The organism is Sporosarcina trichiuri (genome assembly GCF_030406775.1).
GTDB lineage: Bacteria > Bacillota > Bacilli > Bacillales_A > Planococcaceae > Sporosarcina > Sporosarcina trichiuri.
In genome coordinates, this window is sequence record NZ_CP129119.1 from 646,445 (window position 1) to 661,704 (window position 15,260).

At 52.2% G+C, this 15,260-nt stretch carries 16 protein-coding genes; 10 read left to right on the forward strand and 6 right to left on the reverse strand.

The window, feature by feature from the left end:
* Window positions 1-10: 10 nt before the first annotated feature.
* A complete protein-coding gene (locus tag QWT68_RS03530; RefSeq protein ID WP_290149588.1) occupies window positions 11-796 on the reverse strand; it encodes an arylamine N-acetyltransferase family protein in 786 nt (261 codons plus the stop codon).
* A gap of 215 nt (window positions 797-1,011) precedes the next feature.
* Here QWT68_RS03530 and QWT68_RS03535 point away from each other — a divergent pair, with 215 nt between their 5' ends.
* Window positions 1,012-1,944: an NADP-dependent oxidoreductase gene (locus tag QWT68_RS03535; RefSeq protein WP_290149590.1), complete on the forward strand. Its 933-nt coding sequence runs from the start codon at window positions 1,012-1,014 to the stop codon at window positions 1,942-1,944.
* 82 nt (window positions 1,945-2,026) lie between these two features.
* Here QWT68_RS03535 and QWT68_RS03540 read toward each other — a convergent pair whose 3' ends face one another.
* Window positions 2,027-2,572 carry an ECF transporter S component gene (locus QWT68_RS03540; RefSeq protein ID WP_290150446.1) on the reverse strand — a complete coding sequence of 182 codons (546 nt, stop codon included), beginning with the start codon at window positions 2,570-2,572 and terminating at the stop codon, window positions 2,027-2,029.
* A 202-nt stretch (window positions 2,573-2,774) separates the two neighbouring features.
* Here QWT68_RS03540 and QWT68_RS03545 point away from each other — a divergent pair, with 202 nt between their 5' ends.
* The 5 genes from QWT68_RS03545 to yiaA all read left to right on the forward strand — a co-directional run bounded on the left by QWT68_RS03545 (window position 2,775) and on the right by yiaA (window position 6,129).
* A complete protein-coding gene (locus QWT68_RS03545) occupies window positions 2,775-3,620 on the forward strand; it encodes a pyridoxamine kinase (RefSeq protein ID WP_290149592.1) in 846 nt (281 codons plus the stop codon).
* A 106-nt stretch (window positions 3,621-3,726) separates the two neighbouring features.
* Window positions 3,727-4,335 carry a CPBP family intramembrane glutamic endopeptidase gene (locus tag QWT68_RS03550; protein WP_290149594.1) on the forward strand — a complete coding sequence of 203 codons (609 nt, stop codon included), beginning with the start codon at window positions 3,727-3,729 and terminating at the stop codon, window positions 4,333-4,335.
* Between the two features lie 342 nt (window positions 4,336-4,677).
* Window positions 4,678-5,007, forward strand: coding sequence for a hypothetical protein (locus QWT68_RS03555; RefSeq protein WP_290149597.1), 330 nt, complete (start codon window positions 4,678-4,680; stop codon window positions 5,005-5,007).
* A gap of 65 nt (window positions 5,008-5,072) precedes the next feature.
* Window positions 5,073-5,552, forward strand: a complete 480-nt coding sequence (locus tag QWT68_RS03560; RefSeq protein ID WP_290149599.1) for a DUF2628 domain-containing protein — start codon at window positions 5,073-5,075, stop codon at window positions 5,550-5,552.
* Between the two features lie 121 nt (window positions 5,553-5,673).
* Window positions 5,674-6,129, forward strand: a complete 456-nt coding sequence (gene yiaA, locus QWT68_RS03565; RefSeq protein ID WP_290149601.1) for an inner membrane protein YiaA — start codon at window positions 5,674-5,676, stop codon at window positions 6,127-6,129.
* 134 nt (window positions 6,130-6,263) lie between these two features.
* On the opposite strand, the gene QWT68_RS03570 is transcribed toward yiaA, so the two are convergent.
* The 3 genes from QWT68_RS03570 to QWT68_RS03580 all read right to left on the reverse strand — a co-directional run bounded on the left by QWT68_RS03570 (window position 6,264) and on the right by QWT68_RS03580 (window position 9,566).
* The gene (locus QWT68_RS03570; RefSeq protein ID WP_290149602.1) at window positions 6,264-7,187 is read right to left on the reverse strand and encodes a polysaccharide deacetylase family protein; all 924 of its coding nucleotides are present in this window, start codon (window positions 7,185-7,187) and stop codon (window positions 6,264-6,266) included.
* A complete protein-coding gene (locus tag QWT68_RS03575; RefSeq protein ID WP_290149604.1) occupies window positions 7,184-8,566 on the reverse strand; it encodes a glycosyltransferase family 2 protein in 1,383 nt (460 codons plus the stop codon). The genes QWT68_RS03570 and QWT68_RS03575 overlap by 4 nt, the downstream gene beginning before the upstream one ends.
* A gap of 91 nt (window positions 8,567-8,657) precedes the next feature.
* Entirely contained in the window at window positions 8,658-9,566 is a 909-nt protein-coding gene (locus tag QWT68_RS03580) for a glycoside hydrolase family 16 protein (RefSeq protein ID WP_290149606.1), read from the reverse strand.
* Window positions 9,567-9,794: 228 nt separating this feature from the next.
* Here QWT68_RS03580 and QWT68_RS03585 point away from each other — a divergent pair, with 228 nt between their 5' ends.
* Together QWT68_RS03585 and QWT68_RS03590 are read left to right on the forward strand one after the other, a co-directional pair.
* A complete protein-coding gene (locus QWT68_RS03585) occupies window positions 9,795-10,778 on the forward strand; it encodes a ring-cleaving dioxygenase (RefSeq protein ID WP_290149608.1) in 984 nt (327 codons plus the stop codon).
* Between the two features lie 16 nt (window positions 10,779-10,794).
* Window positions 10,795-11,403, forward strand: coding sequence for an alpha/beta hydrolase (locus QWT68_RS03590; RefSeq protein ID WP_290150447.1), 609 nt, complete (start codon window positions 10,795-10,797; stop codon window positions 11,401-11,403).
* Window positions 11,404-11,537: 134 nt separating this feature from the next.
* On the opposite strand, the gene QWT68_RS03595 is transcribed toward QWT68_RS03590, so the two are convergent.
* Window positions 11,538-12,173 (reverse strand): 2OG-Fe(II) oxygenase, encoded by a 636-nt coding sequence (locus QWT68_RS03595; protein ID WP_290149611.1) that lies wholly within the window; start codon window positions 12,171-12,173, stop codon window positions 11,538-11,540.
* A 390-nt stretch (window positions 12,174-12,563) separates the two neighbouring features.
* Between QWT68_RS03595 and QWT68_RS03600 the strand changes: the two genes are divergently transcribed.
* Window positions 12,564-14,498, forward strand: a complete 1,935-nt coding sequence (locus QWT68_RS03600; RefSeq protein WP_290149612.1) for a bifunctional metallophosphatase/5'-nucleotidase — start codon at window positions 12,564-12,566, stop codon at window positions 14,496-14,498.
* A 35-nt stretch (window positions 14,499-14,533) separates the two neighbouring features.
* Window positions 14,534-15,193, forward strand: a complete 660-nt coding sequence (locus QWT68_RS03605; protein ID WP_040286282.1) for a hypothetical protein — start codon at window positions 14,534-14,536, stop codon at window positions 15,191-15,193.
* Window positions 15,194-15,260: the final 67 nt, after the last annotated feature.

A 15,260-nucleotide genomic window follows, 5' to 3' on the forward strand; every position in this document is an offset into this window, starting at 1 on the left:
GCTGTTCAGTTTACTTTGTATCCAGATAGCGTTCAGCCGTGTCATAAACCGCGGGTGATGCATGCTGTCTGACCTGCTCCAGCAGCTCGCCAGATTCTTTGAATTGCAATGTCTCTTCGCCATCCTTGCCCTTACTGTGATACCGCTCATCATTAATTGAATACGTCCCATCCTCCGTCACTTTCGCGATAAGCAGCGCTTTGTTGAACGACGATTCCGGGCTGTGGTGGATCTGCTGTTTGACACTGTCAAGATGCGACCACTCGATCTCAGCGGGATACAGGCCATACCGGCGTTCCCAACCTGCGTCCGTTTGCTGCTCGAAGACCATTGTCCCTTTTTCGGTCGTTTCGCTGCGGAAGCGGAACGTGCCGGCGGGTGACGTAACAGCGTCTCCTTCGAGTGCAACCGGCTGCAGGACGAGGTTGCTGCCGAAGCCGCTGTCGATGAGGTAGAGGGTGCCATCGTGTTCGAGCAGGTTGATGACGTGCGTGCGGTCGAGGGCATAGCTGTTACGCGGCTGCACCCAGATGGTGGCTGCGGCGAGCTGGACGGGAAATCCCAGGTCTCTCAGGACGAGATACAGCAGGCCGTTCAGTTCGTAACACAGACCGCCGCGTCCTTGTTCCAGCATTTTATCCCGAAGGAACTGCTCGGTGATCGGCTCTTCATTCCCCAGCAGGACGTCGAGGTTTTCGAACTCGAACTGCCTTGCGAACCATTGCTGCACCTGGCTGATCTGTTCCAGTATGGTTCCTTTCAAATCTAATTTTTCTTTCAGTGTGGACATCTCCATGCCATTCATCCTTTCGATCGGTAACCTATCTTCCATTGTACGCATCTGGCTGTTGAATACCATGGATAAGCAAGGGGCCTCATTCAGCCGATGGTTTCCTGGTTTATTTAGTCGTATGGCGGCTTTTGTGTCGATTCGTCCATTCCGGGTATAGATGATTGGAAAAGCATTCAGCAAAATATGTATAACCCAACATCCAAAGGAGTGTGTCTGACATGAAAGCAATCGTAATTGAACAGTATGGCGGGTCGGATCAGCTGATCGAGAAGGAGCTGCCGATACCGGACATCAATGATAATCAGGTGCTGATCGAAATGCATGCGACGTCCATCAATCCGATCGACTGGAAAGTGCGGGAGGGGTATATGAAAGATGCGATGCCTTTCGACTTCCCGCTGATTCTCGGTTGGGATGCCGCGGGTGTCGTCAGCGAAGTCGGAAGCAAAGTGACGCAATTCAAGAAGGGCGACAAGGTCTTCGCGCGTCCCGCTATGGAAAACGGCACGTATAGCGAGTATGTGGCGGTCGACGAAGACTTGGTGGCGCTGAAACCGGATTCCTTAAGTTTTGAAGAAGCCGCTGCCGTCCCTCTGGCCGGACTGACGGCCTGGCAATGCGTCGTCGATTTCGGGCAGGTGAAAAAAGGAGATAAGGTACTCATCCAAGCGGGTTCCGGCGGGGTCGGCAGCTATGCCATCCAGATCGCCAAAAACTTCGGTGCCACTGTGTATTCGACAGCGAGCAGTAAGAATGAGGCGTTCCTGAAGGAGCTCGGTGTGGATGAATTCATTGATTATAAAACGACGGACTTTACAGATGTCGCAAAGGACGTGGACCTGGTCGTGGACACGATGGGCGGCGACATCTTGGAGAAGAGTATGGACGTCGTGAAGAAAGGCGGCCGTCTCGTTTCTATTGCCGGGGAACCGGATGCGGAGAAAGCGAAAGAGAAGGGGATCACCGCGGAGTCGCTGTGGCTGAATCCGAATGGGAAACAGCTTGCGGAACTCGGACAGCTGATCGAAGACGGTAAAGTGAAACCGCATATCGGGCATACGTATCCGCTGACTGAACAAGGATTGCGGGATGCGCATGATTTGAGTGCGACACACCATGCAAAAGGGAAGATTGTCATTACGATCCGGTAAGTTGGACATGGACCGGTGATTGACATGAAAAAACAAGCAGCGAAGGCGGGCCGATTGGCTTTGCTTCGCTGCTTTTTCACTGTCATCGATTCCGGAAAAACGGTGTCTTCTTTAGTGTCAGACAAAGCGGGATGGCAATGAGCATGCCGACGATGCTCTGGATAAGATCGCCCGGGATGGAGGCGAGCGGGGCGACCCAGTTGTTGTACATGATCGCCTGCCCGATGTAGTAGACGGCGAGCATGACCGGTGTGGAGGCGACGGCTGCCAGGATGTTCAGTTTGACGCTGTTGCCCCGATGACCGTTCGACCAGGCGATCTTGCCGACGATGTAGCCCTGCAGGAAGCGGGCGATGATCGTCGTCGGCGCCCAGATGAGCCAGCCGCCGAAAATGTCGAACAGGCCCATGCCGATCGCACCGGCGAGGGCGCCTTTTTTCGGTCCGAATAGGATGGCGACCGTGAACAGGGCGCCGGTTCCGAGATGGATGAGGCCGCCTTGGCCGATCGGCAGTTTGATATTGATGAAGACGGTGGACACAAGGACGATGGCGGACAGAAGGCCTGTCAAAACGAGGTCCAGTGTTTTGGTGCGTGTGTGTGTCGGTGTTTGGTGGATTGTCTGCATAAGTGATTTCACTTCCTGACTTTTCGAAAGGATCATTTGTTTCATTGTACAGAATAGCTGACCATTGTAAAAGTGTCAGTTCCGATGAAATGTTAAGGGTCAGTTTACGGAAGGAAGAAATTGAGATTTCAATATTCTTGTGTCCACGTTCTTATGGTAGGATGGAAGAAGTGTACGTAACGAAGAGTTAGGTGGGGTTCCAATGAAGAAAGTTGCAGTCATCCAGGATATGTCCTCGTTCGGCAAATGCTCGCTGACAGCGGCGATTCCGGTGCTTTCCGTCATGGGCGTGCAGGCCGTGCCGCTGCCGACGGCCATCTTGACGTCGCAGACGGAATATCCGAGTTATCAAAGTGAAGATCTGACAGCGAAGATGCCTTGTTTCATCGACGAATGGCGGAAGATGGGCGCTACGTTTGACGGGATCCAGACCGGGTTTGTGACGGGCAAGGAACAGATCGATCATATTTTTTCGTTTTTACATACGTTCTACAAAGACGAGACCACGCTTCTCGTGGACCCGGTGCTGGGTGACCGGGGGCAGCTGTATGATGTGTTCAGTGCGGAACTGATTAGTTACATGAAGGAGCTGGTGAAAAACGCGGACGTCATCACACCGAACGTAACGGAGTGCTGCCTGCTGACGGGGCTGCCGTATGACAGACTGCAGACATATCGGACGAACGAGGACTATGTCGCCGCGATCGAAGAAGCGGGGAGGCAACTTCAGGCAGAGACGGACGCGACGGTGATCATCACCGGGTTGAATCCGCCTGTTCTGCAAGGCACCCGGCTGGTCGGCAATCTGTACATGGACGGCACCCGATCGTTTCCGAGCCTCCAAGCCTATAACGGAATGAGTTACTCAGGAACTGGGGATCTGTTCTCCTCTGTCCTGATGGGCGGACTGATGCGCGGGCAGGATCCGATCGAGACCATGCAGCTTGCGGAAGCGTTCTTATCCGCCGCTATCCTGTCGACGTCAGCCGAGCAGGTACCGACTGTGGCGGGTGTGAACTTTGAATCGCATTTGGGGATGCTGCTGTAGGCAGATGGAAACTCCATGCGATTGATCGCATATACGCTGATGAATCAGAAGAGTCGCAGGTATAGAATGGCTGAGTAAACGCAGCTCAATTGAAAAGGTGATCGACATGAAGAAACGAGCTATCGAACTGGAACAACCAAAACAATCGCTCGACCAAAAAAATGCAGCGTCCGTATTCTTGCTGTTTTCATTCATCTGCGCCGCTTTTTTGTTTGCGCTTGCAGTCTTGGATGTCTTGGATATCGGACAGCTATTGTCTTTCGAAAAACCAGGGGACCTGCTGCTGTGGACAGCAGCAATTACACTGGCGTTGGTTGGCTATGGAATTGTTCTGACAGTTTTGCTGCCTTCGAGTACAGTGGATGAAGGGAACAAGGCTTACCAGGAGGGCAGTTTGGCAAGTATTACAGCAGTCATGCTGGCGGGGGCGCTGTTTGAAGAACTTTTCTTCAGGGGTCTTTTGCAAAATCTTTTCTTCCTCTGGACCGATAGTTCCTGGGGAGCGATCCTGCTGGCGACCGTCGTTTTCCTACTGTTCCACGTCCAATATTTCAAGAAACCCCTCATGCTTCTGAACATCAGCCTGCCGGGGATTGCGCTCGGCTGGGTGTACTTCAAGACAGACAATCTGCTGGTGCCGACCGTTATCCACTTCATCATGAACTATGTGATAACCTTGCTGTTCAAGTATAAAATGATTGCCATGAAAGATTGAGTGGCAGCAGCTGTAGGTGGATTGTTTATTTCGTTTCATTGATCATGTGGAAATTTGGAATGTTATCGTTATACCATCCATACAAGTCAATTGAGCATTAACGAAGGATAGGTTTAAGTATGGACAACCAAATCTATAAACGCGTACTTCTCTTCTTATACCGAAGGTTACAGCGGTAGAGGCAGGGCTGCGAGCCGTTCCACCTGCGGATCGTGAATATGTACCTGGGTCATCTCTGATTTCTGCAGTAAGAGAACAGACGTGTTTGCACTTGAAGAAAGCAGCTGAAGAGGCTGCTGCGAAGTGAATTGATTGAAAATAAAATCATTGCGAGGCGTTCTATTGAAACGAATCGTCATCATCCTGCTGACCATGTCAGTGGAGGCGGTGATTTTGTTGGGATTGGCCCGGTATCTCGGGTGGACCTTCATGGAAACGATCTTCCTTGGCAGCCTGCTGATCTTCGCCGTGCCTTGGCTGTTTTCCTTCGTGATGAACCATAATCGGAATGTCTACTACTCCAATGTCCGGGGGATGACCGGCGGGGAGGCGGGGGCTGTCCGGGTGTTCCGTCTCCGGATTTCTCCTGTGATGATGGGGTTGCTGTTGTCCGTAGTAGTCAGCTTCGTATTGACGCTTGTCTTTTATTATGAAGAGTTCATGGGAATGTGATTTGGCCTGTCGAACCGTGACTGCTTGCGAATGTGGAACCATGATCTTGGAACGGGAGGTGCCGTATGACAGCGCAGCAAACCAATACACCAGCCGAATTGGATTCCGATGCTCTGCACTTGCTGGTCGGTCCAAACGTCGATTATTATCTATCCCGCTGGAAAGCAGAAAGGAAGATTTCTTTCAACTGGGGCGCGTTTCTGTTCATCTTCTTCTGGATGGGCTACCGCAAGATTTATGGAGGGGTGGCTGGGATCCTGGCTGTCTATCTGCTGATCGATGTTCTGGCTGCAATTATGAGATTCGATGCAGATCCAATTGAATACTGCCTGACCATTGCGTTCGGTATCCTGCTCGGGTTCCGCGGAACTTCCCTGTACCGATGGGTGGTCTTGCGGAAACTCCGTCATCTGGAAACCCGGACGGCGCCCGATGAGCTGCTGGAAGCGGCGGACCGGCGCCGCGCCAGCTGGACCGGTGTCGTGATCGTTTGGGTGATGATGCTCGTGTATACAGGTTTGTTCCATCAGATCGGCCGTCTGTAGCAGGAGATTTCAGGATCAATCACCACTCCTTACAGAAAGGCTGCCATTTTTAGTATTGTCAGAATAGTAGTTGCCGTCAGCGTCCGGGTTATATATGATGAGAGAAAAGGAGTTGGCAGACATGGAGATGGAGCGGGATGAGACGGAAGACAAGCGGCGCGACCGGCGTGTGCCGAACAGCGGGGAGCCGACACCGGCATTCAAAGGGGCCTCCTATGCGGCGCTGCTGATCGGAATCGGCGCGTATCTGATCGGGCTGTTCAATGCGGCGATGGAGCTGAATGAAAAAGGGTATTACTTCGCGATCCTCGTATTCGGCCTGTACGCGGCCGTGTCGCTGCAGAAGGCGGTGCGCGACCGTGAAGAAGGCATCCCGGTGACGCCGATCTACTATGGCATCAGCTGGATGGCCATCGTCATCGCGATTGCCCTCATGGCGATCGGCCTGTTCAACGCGGGCAGTATCGTCCTCAGCGAGAAAGGGTTCTATGCGATGGCGTTCGTGCTAAGTATCTTCTCCGCGATCACCGTGCAAAAGAACGTGCGGGATACGCAGAAGGCAAGGGAGCAGGATTGACCATGATTCATGAATCATAATAAGTAAATGTAAAAAAACGGACCTTTGCGGCTCAGCTGAAGGTCCGTTTTCTTTTTATGAGTTGCCTTCAAATGGAAGGGTCAATGTTTTCGCATGGACAATTCATGTCTTAGTTAATCTGCTTTCATCTCGACAATATTCTTGAAAACGGACATCGGGTATGAAGGGAAGATCCCATGCCTCGGAAGCGTCAGCGGGTCCTGACCGGGAGAAATAGTACCCGGTTCTATCGTGAACGCCATGCTGATGCCGATTTCCTTGAGAACATCAAGCGTACTGCCATTGTATTCACCATAAGGAGCGGCGAAGGCTTTTCGTGTACCGAGCCAAGCGGCTGCCTGCTCGAGATCTTCCTTTACCTCGGATCTGCCGAAGGCGTTCAAGTAGGCGGTGTCTGTGCCGTCTCTCTTGTGGAAAGCATGCGAGTGGCTTTGGTAGTCGAACACATCCGCTGCTTCCATGAGTTCTGGAATACTGGCATACTGCTGAAGGAGAGGGTCGTAAAGTTCTTTTTCGGAACTTATCATGCTCGTGATCAGAAATTGGACGGCTTGGAAATTCCTCTCCTTCAGTACAGGATAGGCGAATTCAAAAACGTTTTTATAGCCATCGTCAAACGTGATCAAGACACTTTTATAAGGAACGGTTTCTCCTTTTTTTAGGAATCCCTCGAATTCCTCCAGAGAAAGGGTTGTGTATCCTTCGTTCTGTAAATGATCCATCTGCCTGATGAACTGCTCCATCGTCACCACTACATCCAGCAAGCTTCCATCTTCTTTGTAATGCTGGGGACCCAATTTACGCTCGGGGATGATCTGGTGGTACATGAGCACCGGTACTTGAGCGGCTGCTTTACCGTTTGAAAAGTCGCGGATGACCGGTGATTTCGCTGTTATATGGCTGTTGTAAGATTCTTTCGCAGAGACGTGCGGAACTTTATATTCCATCAGATGCTGGATGAGCAGATAACAGAGCGGTATAAAGAGAGTCGAAAACACAAGAGTGAATATAAGGTTGGCCCATGTGTGTTTTTTCATGCAATCCTCCTACTATCAAGTGGTTCTGAATGCTGCCGGTTGTCCGTATCACCGCTGAATCCGCTGCCGACCCGTTCGGAATTGTTCCATCCTTCTTTATTGAATAGATAGAGGATACTGCCGGTTGTCACAAATAGCAGGTTAGTCAGACGGAATCCGATTGCTTCTATAGGAAGGAAACATAAGACGGACAGATATCCTTTGAAGGTGTAGGTGTGTCCGTATCGCTTAGATACGATCAGCACGGCAACATTCTGCATGACAGCAAGTACGATGGAGATCAGGAACATCAGGAAAGTCAACTTCAGATGACTCATCGTCATTATTAGTAAAATTGGGATCAGGAGAGTCGGGAAAGCGGAAAGCGTGCCTAAAATCAATGAGTCCAGAAGCAGGTAGGTGGAGACTCTGTTGTTCAATTTCCTGAATAATTGCTGCTTGTAAGAGAAAAAACAGTCCAGAAACCCTTTCTGCCAGCGTATACGTTGTCTGAACAGACTTTTCAAGCTGGCCGGACATTCCGTATAACAGACAGCTTCCGGCACAAAAACAATACGCTTCCCTTTCAGGACCGTACCGATCAGCTGCTGTATGCGAAGTGTGATATCCATATCCTCACCGACCGTTTTCCGATATCCATCTGCCTGAAGAAGCACACTTCGGCGGAATGCTCCAAAAGCCCCTGCAATGACAGTTATTGATCCCAGTCTTGATTGGGTGGCCTTGTAAAGGTAGAACGTCGTCAAGTACTGTATCACTTGGCACCGAATAAGATTCGACAGCTGGAAATACGGAGTGAAAATACGATCCTGGCGTTTGAATCCCTGCGCGATATTGACCATGCCACCAGCAGCAGCCACGGAGCTGTCTGCAAAGGCCCGGTTCATTTCAGTCAGAGAGCTGGGGTCCAGTATGCTGTCAGCATCCAAGGTGATCACGAGTTCCTTAGAAGAAAAAGCGATACCGGCATTCAGCGCATCCGCTTTGCCGCCATTTTCTTTGTCGATCACCCATATGTGCGGATATAGTTCCGACTGAAAGATGCCAGTAATCCGTTCTGAGGTCAGATGCCCGGTTCTCTGTTTGCTGGTGGGCTGCAGCTTCAGACGTGCATCCAAAATGGAGAAAGTGCCATCAGCCGATCCATCGTCCACGAAAATGACTTCGCTGTTTCCGTAGTCGACACGGAGGATGCCATCCAGGCAATGACCGATGACTGCCTGTTCATTAAACGCTGGAATGACGATGCTCATCCCTTTCTGTTCAGTCGGCAGATTCGCTTCCGAGCGCCTGCTCGTATACAAAGGGATGAATGTATAGAGAAGATGGAACAGAAGGAAACAGCTGTAAAACCCTAGAGTAATCATAAGCAATATCAATCTTGGCCCCTCCATTTTGACATTCTATTTTTGTGTAAAGATGGCAACCCATGACTATATGTCGGTGTGCAAGGAAAAATTACAAGGATCCCTATTGTGCTATCTGGTATACATGGACATAGTCTATTTCAAAGGTGACAGGGAAGCGTGTTGTCTCGTCAGGTGACCCCGGCCAGTTACCGCCGATGGCAGTATTCAGATACAGATACATTGGTTCATGCGGGATCGGCGATGTCACTTTAAACCTCTCCTCACCGTCAATCCGCCAAACAAGGGACTCGGGGGTCCATTCCAAACTGAACACGTGGTAGTCTTTCGAAAAGTCGGTTCCCGTAAAAGTCTGCGAAGCACTGGTGAGTTCGTTTTCTTCAGTCAGCCAATGGGAGACCATCCAGATCTCATCCGAGCGATGTCCGAGCATTTCCATGATGTCGATTTCAGGGAGCCATGTCTCTTCTTTGTCAGTCATCATCCAGAAAGCGGGAAACACCCCTTGCCCTGCAGGCAGCTTGGCCCTCATTTCGGCTTTTCCATAGAGGAAACTAAAATTCCCCCGGGTATGGACAGCCCCCGACGTATACCGGCGCCCGCCGAACGGTTCTTTTCTGCTCGTCAGGATAAGCTGTCCGTCTTGGACTTCTGCATTGGCTGCCGTGTAATATTGCAGCTCATTATTTTTTTCGGCGGCCCAGTCTTCCGGTGTCCACTTATCCGGGTCCAAGCAGTGCCCGTTGAATTCATCCGACCAGACGAGCTCCCATCGAGGACCGGCTGCCGGCGACAGCCTGTGGGAACTCTCTGGCTGTACCTGCTTGTCCATGCATACTGTGCCCTCATCGATGGACTTCGTGGAAGTGAATTCCGGCAGGATATCCGAAGTCCCCGGGTCTTCAGTTGATGATAATTCCCTGAATACACCCAGCACAGCCATCGATATGAGTATGAGTAAGATAATTGCACTTGCACTAAATATCAGTACACTTCCTGTTCCCGTTTCCATACTCCCTTCCTCCTATTCATTGCTAGGGCATCCGGACTGTTTGGTCTTCCGTAAAGTCAGCATACGCAGAGAACAGCAGTTTCATAACTATACGATGAGTTAGGATGTTACTTTACTAGTGATAGGTGGGTGAATAGTCTAGCTTGTGTGCGAACAGTCTTTTTGACGAGGAAGGGGAGTCATGCTATTATTTATCTTGAATTCAAGATAAAAGAGGAGAGACCGATTATGAACGGACTGAAAGGGATCCACCATATCACCGCCATCACAAGCAGCGCAGAAAAGAATTACGAGTTTTTCACTTACACCCTCGGCATGCGGCTCGTGAAGAAAACGGTGAACCAGGACGACATCCGCACGTACCACCTGTTTTTCGCAGATGACACGGGATCGCCCGGCACCGATATGACGTTCTTCGATTTCCCGGGAATTCCGCAAGGGACGCACGGGACAAATGAAATCCACAAGACGGCATTCCGGGTGCCATCCGATGAAGCGCTCGGCTACTGGGTGAAGCGTTTCGACAAATACGACGTGCGTCACACTGGCATCGAAAAGGTGTTCGGAAAACAGACGTTATCATTCACGGACTTCGATGACCAGCAGTATATGCTCGTGTCCGATGAAGGCGACACAGGTGTTGCCCCGGGGACGCCGTGGCAGAACGGACCCGTCCCGCTCGAATACGCGATAACCGGGCTCGGTCCCGTCCATATCCGGATTGCGGACTACATTCCGTTCAAGCAGCTGCTGGAAGACGTCATGCAGTTCCGTGAGATTGTGGCGGATGGCGATCTCCATCTGTTCGAAGTCGGCGAGGGCGGCAACGGTGCACAGGTCATCGTGGAGCACAATACGTCGCTGCCTAGCGGCCGGCAAGGGTACGGGACCATTCACCACTCGGCATTCCGGGTGGCGGATGAAGGGGCGCTCCACGAATGGATCGGCCGGCTCAACGCGTTCGGCCTGAACAATTCGGGATACGTCGACCGGTTCTTCTTCCGCTCGCTCTATGCGCGGGTCGCGCGCGGGATCCTGTTCGAATGGGCGACGGACGGTCCCGGGTTCCTGGAGGATGAACCGTACGAAACGGCCGGAGAGAAATTGTCACTGCCGCCGTTCCTCGAGCCGAAACGGGCGCAGATCGAGGCGGTCGTCCGGCCCATCGATACTGTCCGGAGCAGCCGGGTGATCGAAAAGGAGTATTTGTGAGATGGGGGAGTTGAATATGCGGCACGTCTTCAGAGAGGGCAGTGATAAAAGCCGGCCGGTGCTTCTTCTGCTGCACGGAACAGGCGGGTCGGAGGAAGACCTGCTGCCGATTGCAGACATCATCGATCTGGGTGCTTCGGTGCTCAGCGTGCGGGGGAATGTGCTCGAGAACGGCATGCCGCGCTTCTTCCAGCGGCTGGCGGAGGGTGTGTTCGATGAAGAGGACCTCGTGTACCGGACGGGTGAGTTGAAAGATTTCATCAACAGTGCTGCCGATGAGTATAGTTTCGATCCGGCAAACGTGGTCGCTGTCGGCTATTCAAACGGCGCCAACATCGCCGCAAGCCTGCTGTTCCATTACGCGGATGTTCTGAAAGGGACCGTCCTGTTCCATCCGATGGTACCGATCCGTTCTATTGAGCTGCCGGATCTCAAGAGCACAACCGTCTGGATTGGCGCAGGCACCAACGATCCGATCTGCCCGCAGGCGGAATCGACAGAGCTGCAGGAACTGCTGCAACAGGCCGGCGCCTCGGTCGAACTCCACTGGGAACACGCCGGCCATCAGCTGACGATGCAGGAAGTGAAGGCAGCGAAGGACTGGTATGATCTGAAATTTGCGTGATGTCACATCGTCTTACTAGACTTTTCAACAGCAAAAAGCATCTTTGTCGTCTATGATGACAAAGATGCTTTTTAAATTTTATTATTGTGTTAATTCGGAATGTTCATTGCGGGCTTCTCCGTTCATCAGGTCGTTTACCGGACCCGCTGTTTCCGCATCCATTGCGTCGCGACCCATTTCTCGCCGATTTCGACGGGCGCTCCGCCGTGCAGTGTCATGTCGTTCAGCGCCGGATCGTTATAGAAGTACTCGAAGTAGACGGCCATCCCTTTTTGCGGGGTGACGGATAACTTCAAATGCGGAAAGAACGTTTCGCCGCCCTGTTCGACGTCATTCAAGTACATGACGAGCGTGCTGATCCGGTTGTTCGTGACCTTGCTGTTCGCCGAGAAAAAGTCATGGTGCGCTTTGTACTGCTGGCCGGGGGCGTAGCGGAGGATCTGCAGGCCTTCGCCGTGCTCGATCGGGATGTTCATGACGGCTTCGATGCGCTTTTCGATCCGGGTGATGACCAGGTTGTCCGTTTCATCGATGAACATGCTGCTGCTCGTCCGGATGTCGTTTTCTTCGCGTGTCGTGCCGATCTTGGACCGATTCAGCTTGTCGCTCGAAAGCCTGATCAGTTCGTCGCATTCTTCGTCGCTCAGCATGTTGCCGAGGACGACAACGAGCGGTTCTTCGACTTTGGCGACTATTTCGATTTCTCGGTCTGTGGTGATTTTCTTACCTATATGGTTGAATATCGTTTGCTCTTTATTTTCCGCTATCAACTTGGAACACCTCTTTAGTTGTTTGAATTCCTTGAAACAAACACAATCATGCAAAATGAGTGTACAGCCAATATCGGACTTCTTTTGAGTTTCACACTTCCTCTTTCATTCTAAATTCAATATATTTTAGCACGGCGGATAGACTCCCGACAATCCGGAATGTAGTCGGAAAGGTAGTTATATATTCCTGTTTTTAGGTTTTCTAAATTTGTTGTTAACGTCCCTTCATTTCTATGTAGATTTCTTCGGAGTCTACAATCACTGAATCTTTTGTGAGATACTAGACGTATCATGGCTATCAGAGTGGCGGGGAATGCAGATTCCGAAACAGCGCTTCAGCAATCCAGCCTATCCCAGCCAACTGCATCACAGAGGAGTGAATGCGTCACCATGACGAAACCAATAAGAGTCTTCCTGAGCATCCTGCTGGCTGTTTCAGTGTCCGCCTTTGAAACACCGGACGCACAAGCAGCTTCCGCTGATGAAACTGTCACCATCCTGTTCACCCATGACCTGCATGATAATTTCCTGCCGGTTGAAGTGGACGGTTCGGACGGGAAGCGGACAGTCGGCGGGTATGCCCGGCTGGCGAGCGCGATCCAGCAGCAGCGCGAGGAGCATCCGGATGCGCTGCTCGTCGATGCGGGTGATTTTGCGATGGGTACCTTATTCCAGACGATCTACACGTCGGACGCACCCGGACTGCGCATGCTCGGTCATCTCGGCTATGACGTGACGACACTCGGCAACCACGAATTCGATTTCCGTGCGGCCGGCCTGGCGGAAAGTCTGCGGACCGCACTTGACAGCGGAGACCCGCTTCCGCAAATCGTCGCCTCCAATATGGAGTTCCCGGATGCCAAGGACGGCCAAATGCCAGCCGATCTGCAGGACTTGCAGGAGACGGTGCATACATACGGACTCGAAGACCATGTGGTGATCGAGCGGAACGGCATACGCATAGGGTTCTTCGGACTGATGGGGAACGAAGCGGCCGGCAATGCCCCGATGTCCGGTGTCTCGTTCGGTGATCCGATCGAACGGGCGAAGGCGGCGGTGTCCGTCTTGAAGGAAGAGGAGAAGGCCGATCTGATTGTCGCGATGTCACATAGTGGTACGTCGGAAGATCCTGCCCTCTCTGAAGATGAACTGCTGGCGAAGAAAATCCCCGGCATCGACGTCATCATCAGCGGGCACAGCCATACTGTGCTGTCCAAGCCGATCATTACCGGCAAGACAATCCTTGGTTCTGCGGGCCAGTATGGGGAGAATTTAGGGGTCCTCACGGTGAAGAAACAAGACGGTGGCTGGAAACTCGCTGACTATGAACTGGTGCCGGTCGACGATTCGATACCGGACGATCCGGAGGTCTCTGAAATGACGGATACGTATAAGAAATTGGTCCAGGAAAAGTACCTCAGTCCATTCGGTATGCAGTTCGATGAAGTGCTCGCCGCGTCGCCGTTCGACTTCACTCCGTTTTCCCAATTGGGGAGGGAGCAGAAGGAAGAGCCGATCGGGAATTTGATCGGCGATTCGTTCATCCATATGGTTGAAGAGTTGGAAGGAACCGATTACGAGCCGGTCGCAGCAGCCGTCGTGCCTGTCGGAACCATCCGGAACACATTCCGGGAGGGGGATATCACGGTTTCCGATGTCTTCAATGCCAATTCGCTCGGCATCGGGCCAGACGGAATTTCCGGCTATCCGCTGCTCAGCATCTATCTGACAGGAAAAGAACTGAAGACCGTCGCGGAAGTCGATGCATCGATCACTCCAATCATGAACACCGTGCAATTGTATATTTCCGGGCTGAGTTACATGTTCAATCCCAACCGGCTGCTCTTCAACAAAGTGACGGACATCCGCCTGCAGGACAGGGACGGCGTGACAGAGGAGATTGACGACGACAAACTTTATCGGGTCGTAGGTGGTTTGTACTCCGTTCAGATGCTGCCGTTTGTCAACGAGAAGTCCTTTGGTCTGCTGTCTGTCGTGCCGAAGACAAAAGACGGGGAGCCGATCGAAGACTTTGAAGATCACATCCTCTACATGAACGGTCAGCAGGAAGTGAAGGAATGGTATGCGATCGCAGAATACTTGAAGTCGTTCGATCAGCAGGAAGGCGTCCCGCAGATCCCTGGCTACTATAGCGAGGAACAGGGCAGGAAAGTGGTCGAACAGGATTCCAGTCTGTCCGCTGTATTGAGCCAGCCCAACGGGATAATTTTGAGTGCGTATGCAATCTTGGCTGCGGTGCTCGCTGTCATTGTTACATTGGCCGTATTCATCGTAAGACGGAAACGCCGCAAGCGGCTGCTGTAATGGGCAGCCGGCAGAGGGAAAAGGGGATTGCTGATATGATAGACAATAAAAATAAATTCGCCGCAGCGGTTGTTGTTCTGCTGCTGGCGGTCATCCTTGCCATCCAGTTTCCGGACCGGTGGACGGTTGCGCAGTCGCTGTTCCAGACGGTCGGTCTGCCTGTGACATTGGCCGGAGGATTTCAGCTCCCAGGTGTCCTGATTCTGGGGGTAATGATCATAGGCGTCATTCTGCTGACACAATCAGTGAAGAAGAGGCAGGGATTGTATGGTGTGATTGCGGTCCTTGTCGTGCTGATCGGTCCGTGGGTGCTGGTGAATCTTTATCAGGGTGCGTTTGCGGAAGGGATCGATGCCGTGTCGTATGACAGGGATGAAAGCTCGTGCAGTTTCGCGATGCATGGGGAGTCGGTGCTGAGGAGCCGCTGTGAAGTCGCTTTGCACAACCACAGCGATTCGCCGGTGTCGTTCGATATCCATTTCAAAGAGGATACCCTGCAGCTCGATGACGTGCCGACCGTGTCCCTGCTGAACCAGGACGGCCCGTTCCGGATCAGACTGGACGGCAGGGAACAGCGGACAGTCGTCCTCGAGAAGGACATCGATGTCTCCGGCGTCCCGTCCCACGCGGACAGTGCGGAAGTGTGGGGGGTGGATATCCGGATTTCGGAAGGGACAAAAAGCCGGGAACTCTGAAACCTCCTGCCGGTGCTTCCTGTAGTTTGAGGCCGTTGCCAGAGGGAATCCGGTACAGTAAGAAACC

Bases quoted from the DNA above. Each gene is read 5' to 3' on its own strand.
- QWT68_RS03580 (WP_290149606.1), bottom strand. From the start codon at position 9,566: ATGGAAACGGGAACAGGAAGTGTACTGATATTTAGTGCAAGTGCAATT.
- QWT68_RS03535 (WP_290149590.1), top strand. From the start codon at position 1,012: ATGAAAGCAATCGTAATTGAACAGTATGGCGGGTCGGATCAGCTGATC.
- QWT68_RS03585 (WP_290149608.1), top strand. From the start codon at position 9,795: ATGAACGGACTGAAAGGGATCCACCATATCACCGCCATCACAAGCAGC.
- QWT68_RS03590 (WP_290150447.1), top strand. From the start codon at position 10,795: ATGCGGCACGTCTTCAGAGAGGGCAGTGATAAAAGCCGGCCGGTGCTT.
- QWT68_RS03605 (WP_040286282.1), top strand. From the start codon at position 14,534: ATGATAGACAATAAAAATAAATTCGCCGCAGCGGTTGTTGTTCTGCTG.
- QWT68_RS03600 (WP_290149612.1), top strand. From the start codon at position 12,564: ATGACGAAACCAATAAGAGTCTTCCTGAGCATCCTGCTGGCTGTTTCA.
- QWT68_RS03545 (WP_290149592.1), top strand. From the start codon at position 2,775: ATGAAGAAAGTTGCAGTCATCCAGGATATGTCCTCGTTCGGCAAATGC.
- QWT68_RS03540 (WP_290150446.1), bottom strand. From the start codon at position 2,572: ATGCAGACAATCCACCAAACACCGACACACACACGCACCAAAACACTG.
- QWT68_RS03550 (WP_290149594.1), top strand. From the start codon at position 3,727: ATGAAGAAACGAGCTATCGAACTGGAACAACCAAAACAATCGCTCGAC.
- QWT68_RS03530 (WP_290149588.1), bottom strand. From the start codon at position 796: ATGGAGATGTCCACACTGAAAGAAAAATTAGATTTGAAAGGAACCATA.
- QWT68_RS03570 (WP_290149602.1), bottom strand. From the start codon at position 7,187: ATGAAAAAACACACATGGGCCAACCTTATATTCACTCTTGTGTTTTCG.
- QWT68_RS03560 (WP_290149599.1), top strand. From the start codon at position 5,073: ATGACAGCGCAGCAAACCAATACACCAGCCGAATTGGATTCCGATGCT.
- yiaA (WP_290149601.1), top strand. From the start codon at position 5,674: ATGGAGATGGAGCGGGATGAGACGGAAGACAAGCGGCGCGACCGGCGT.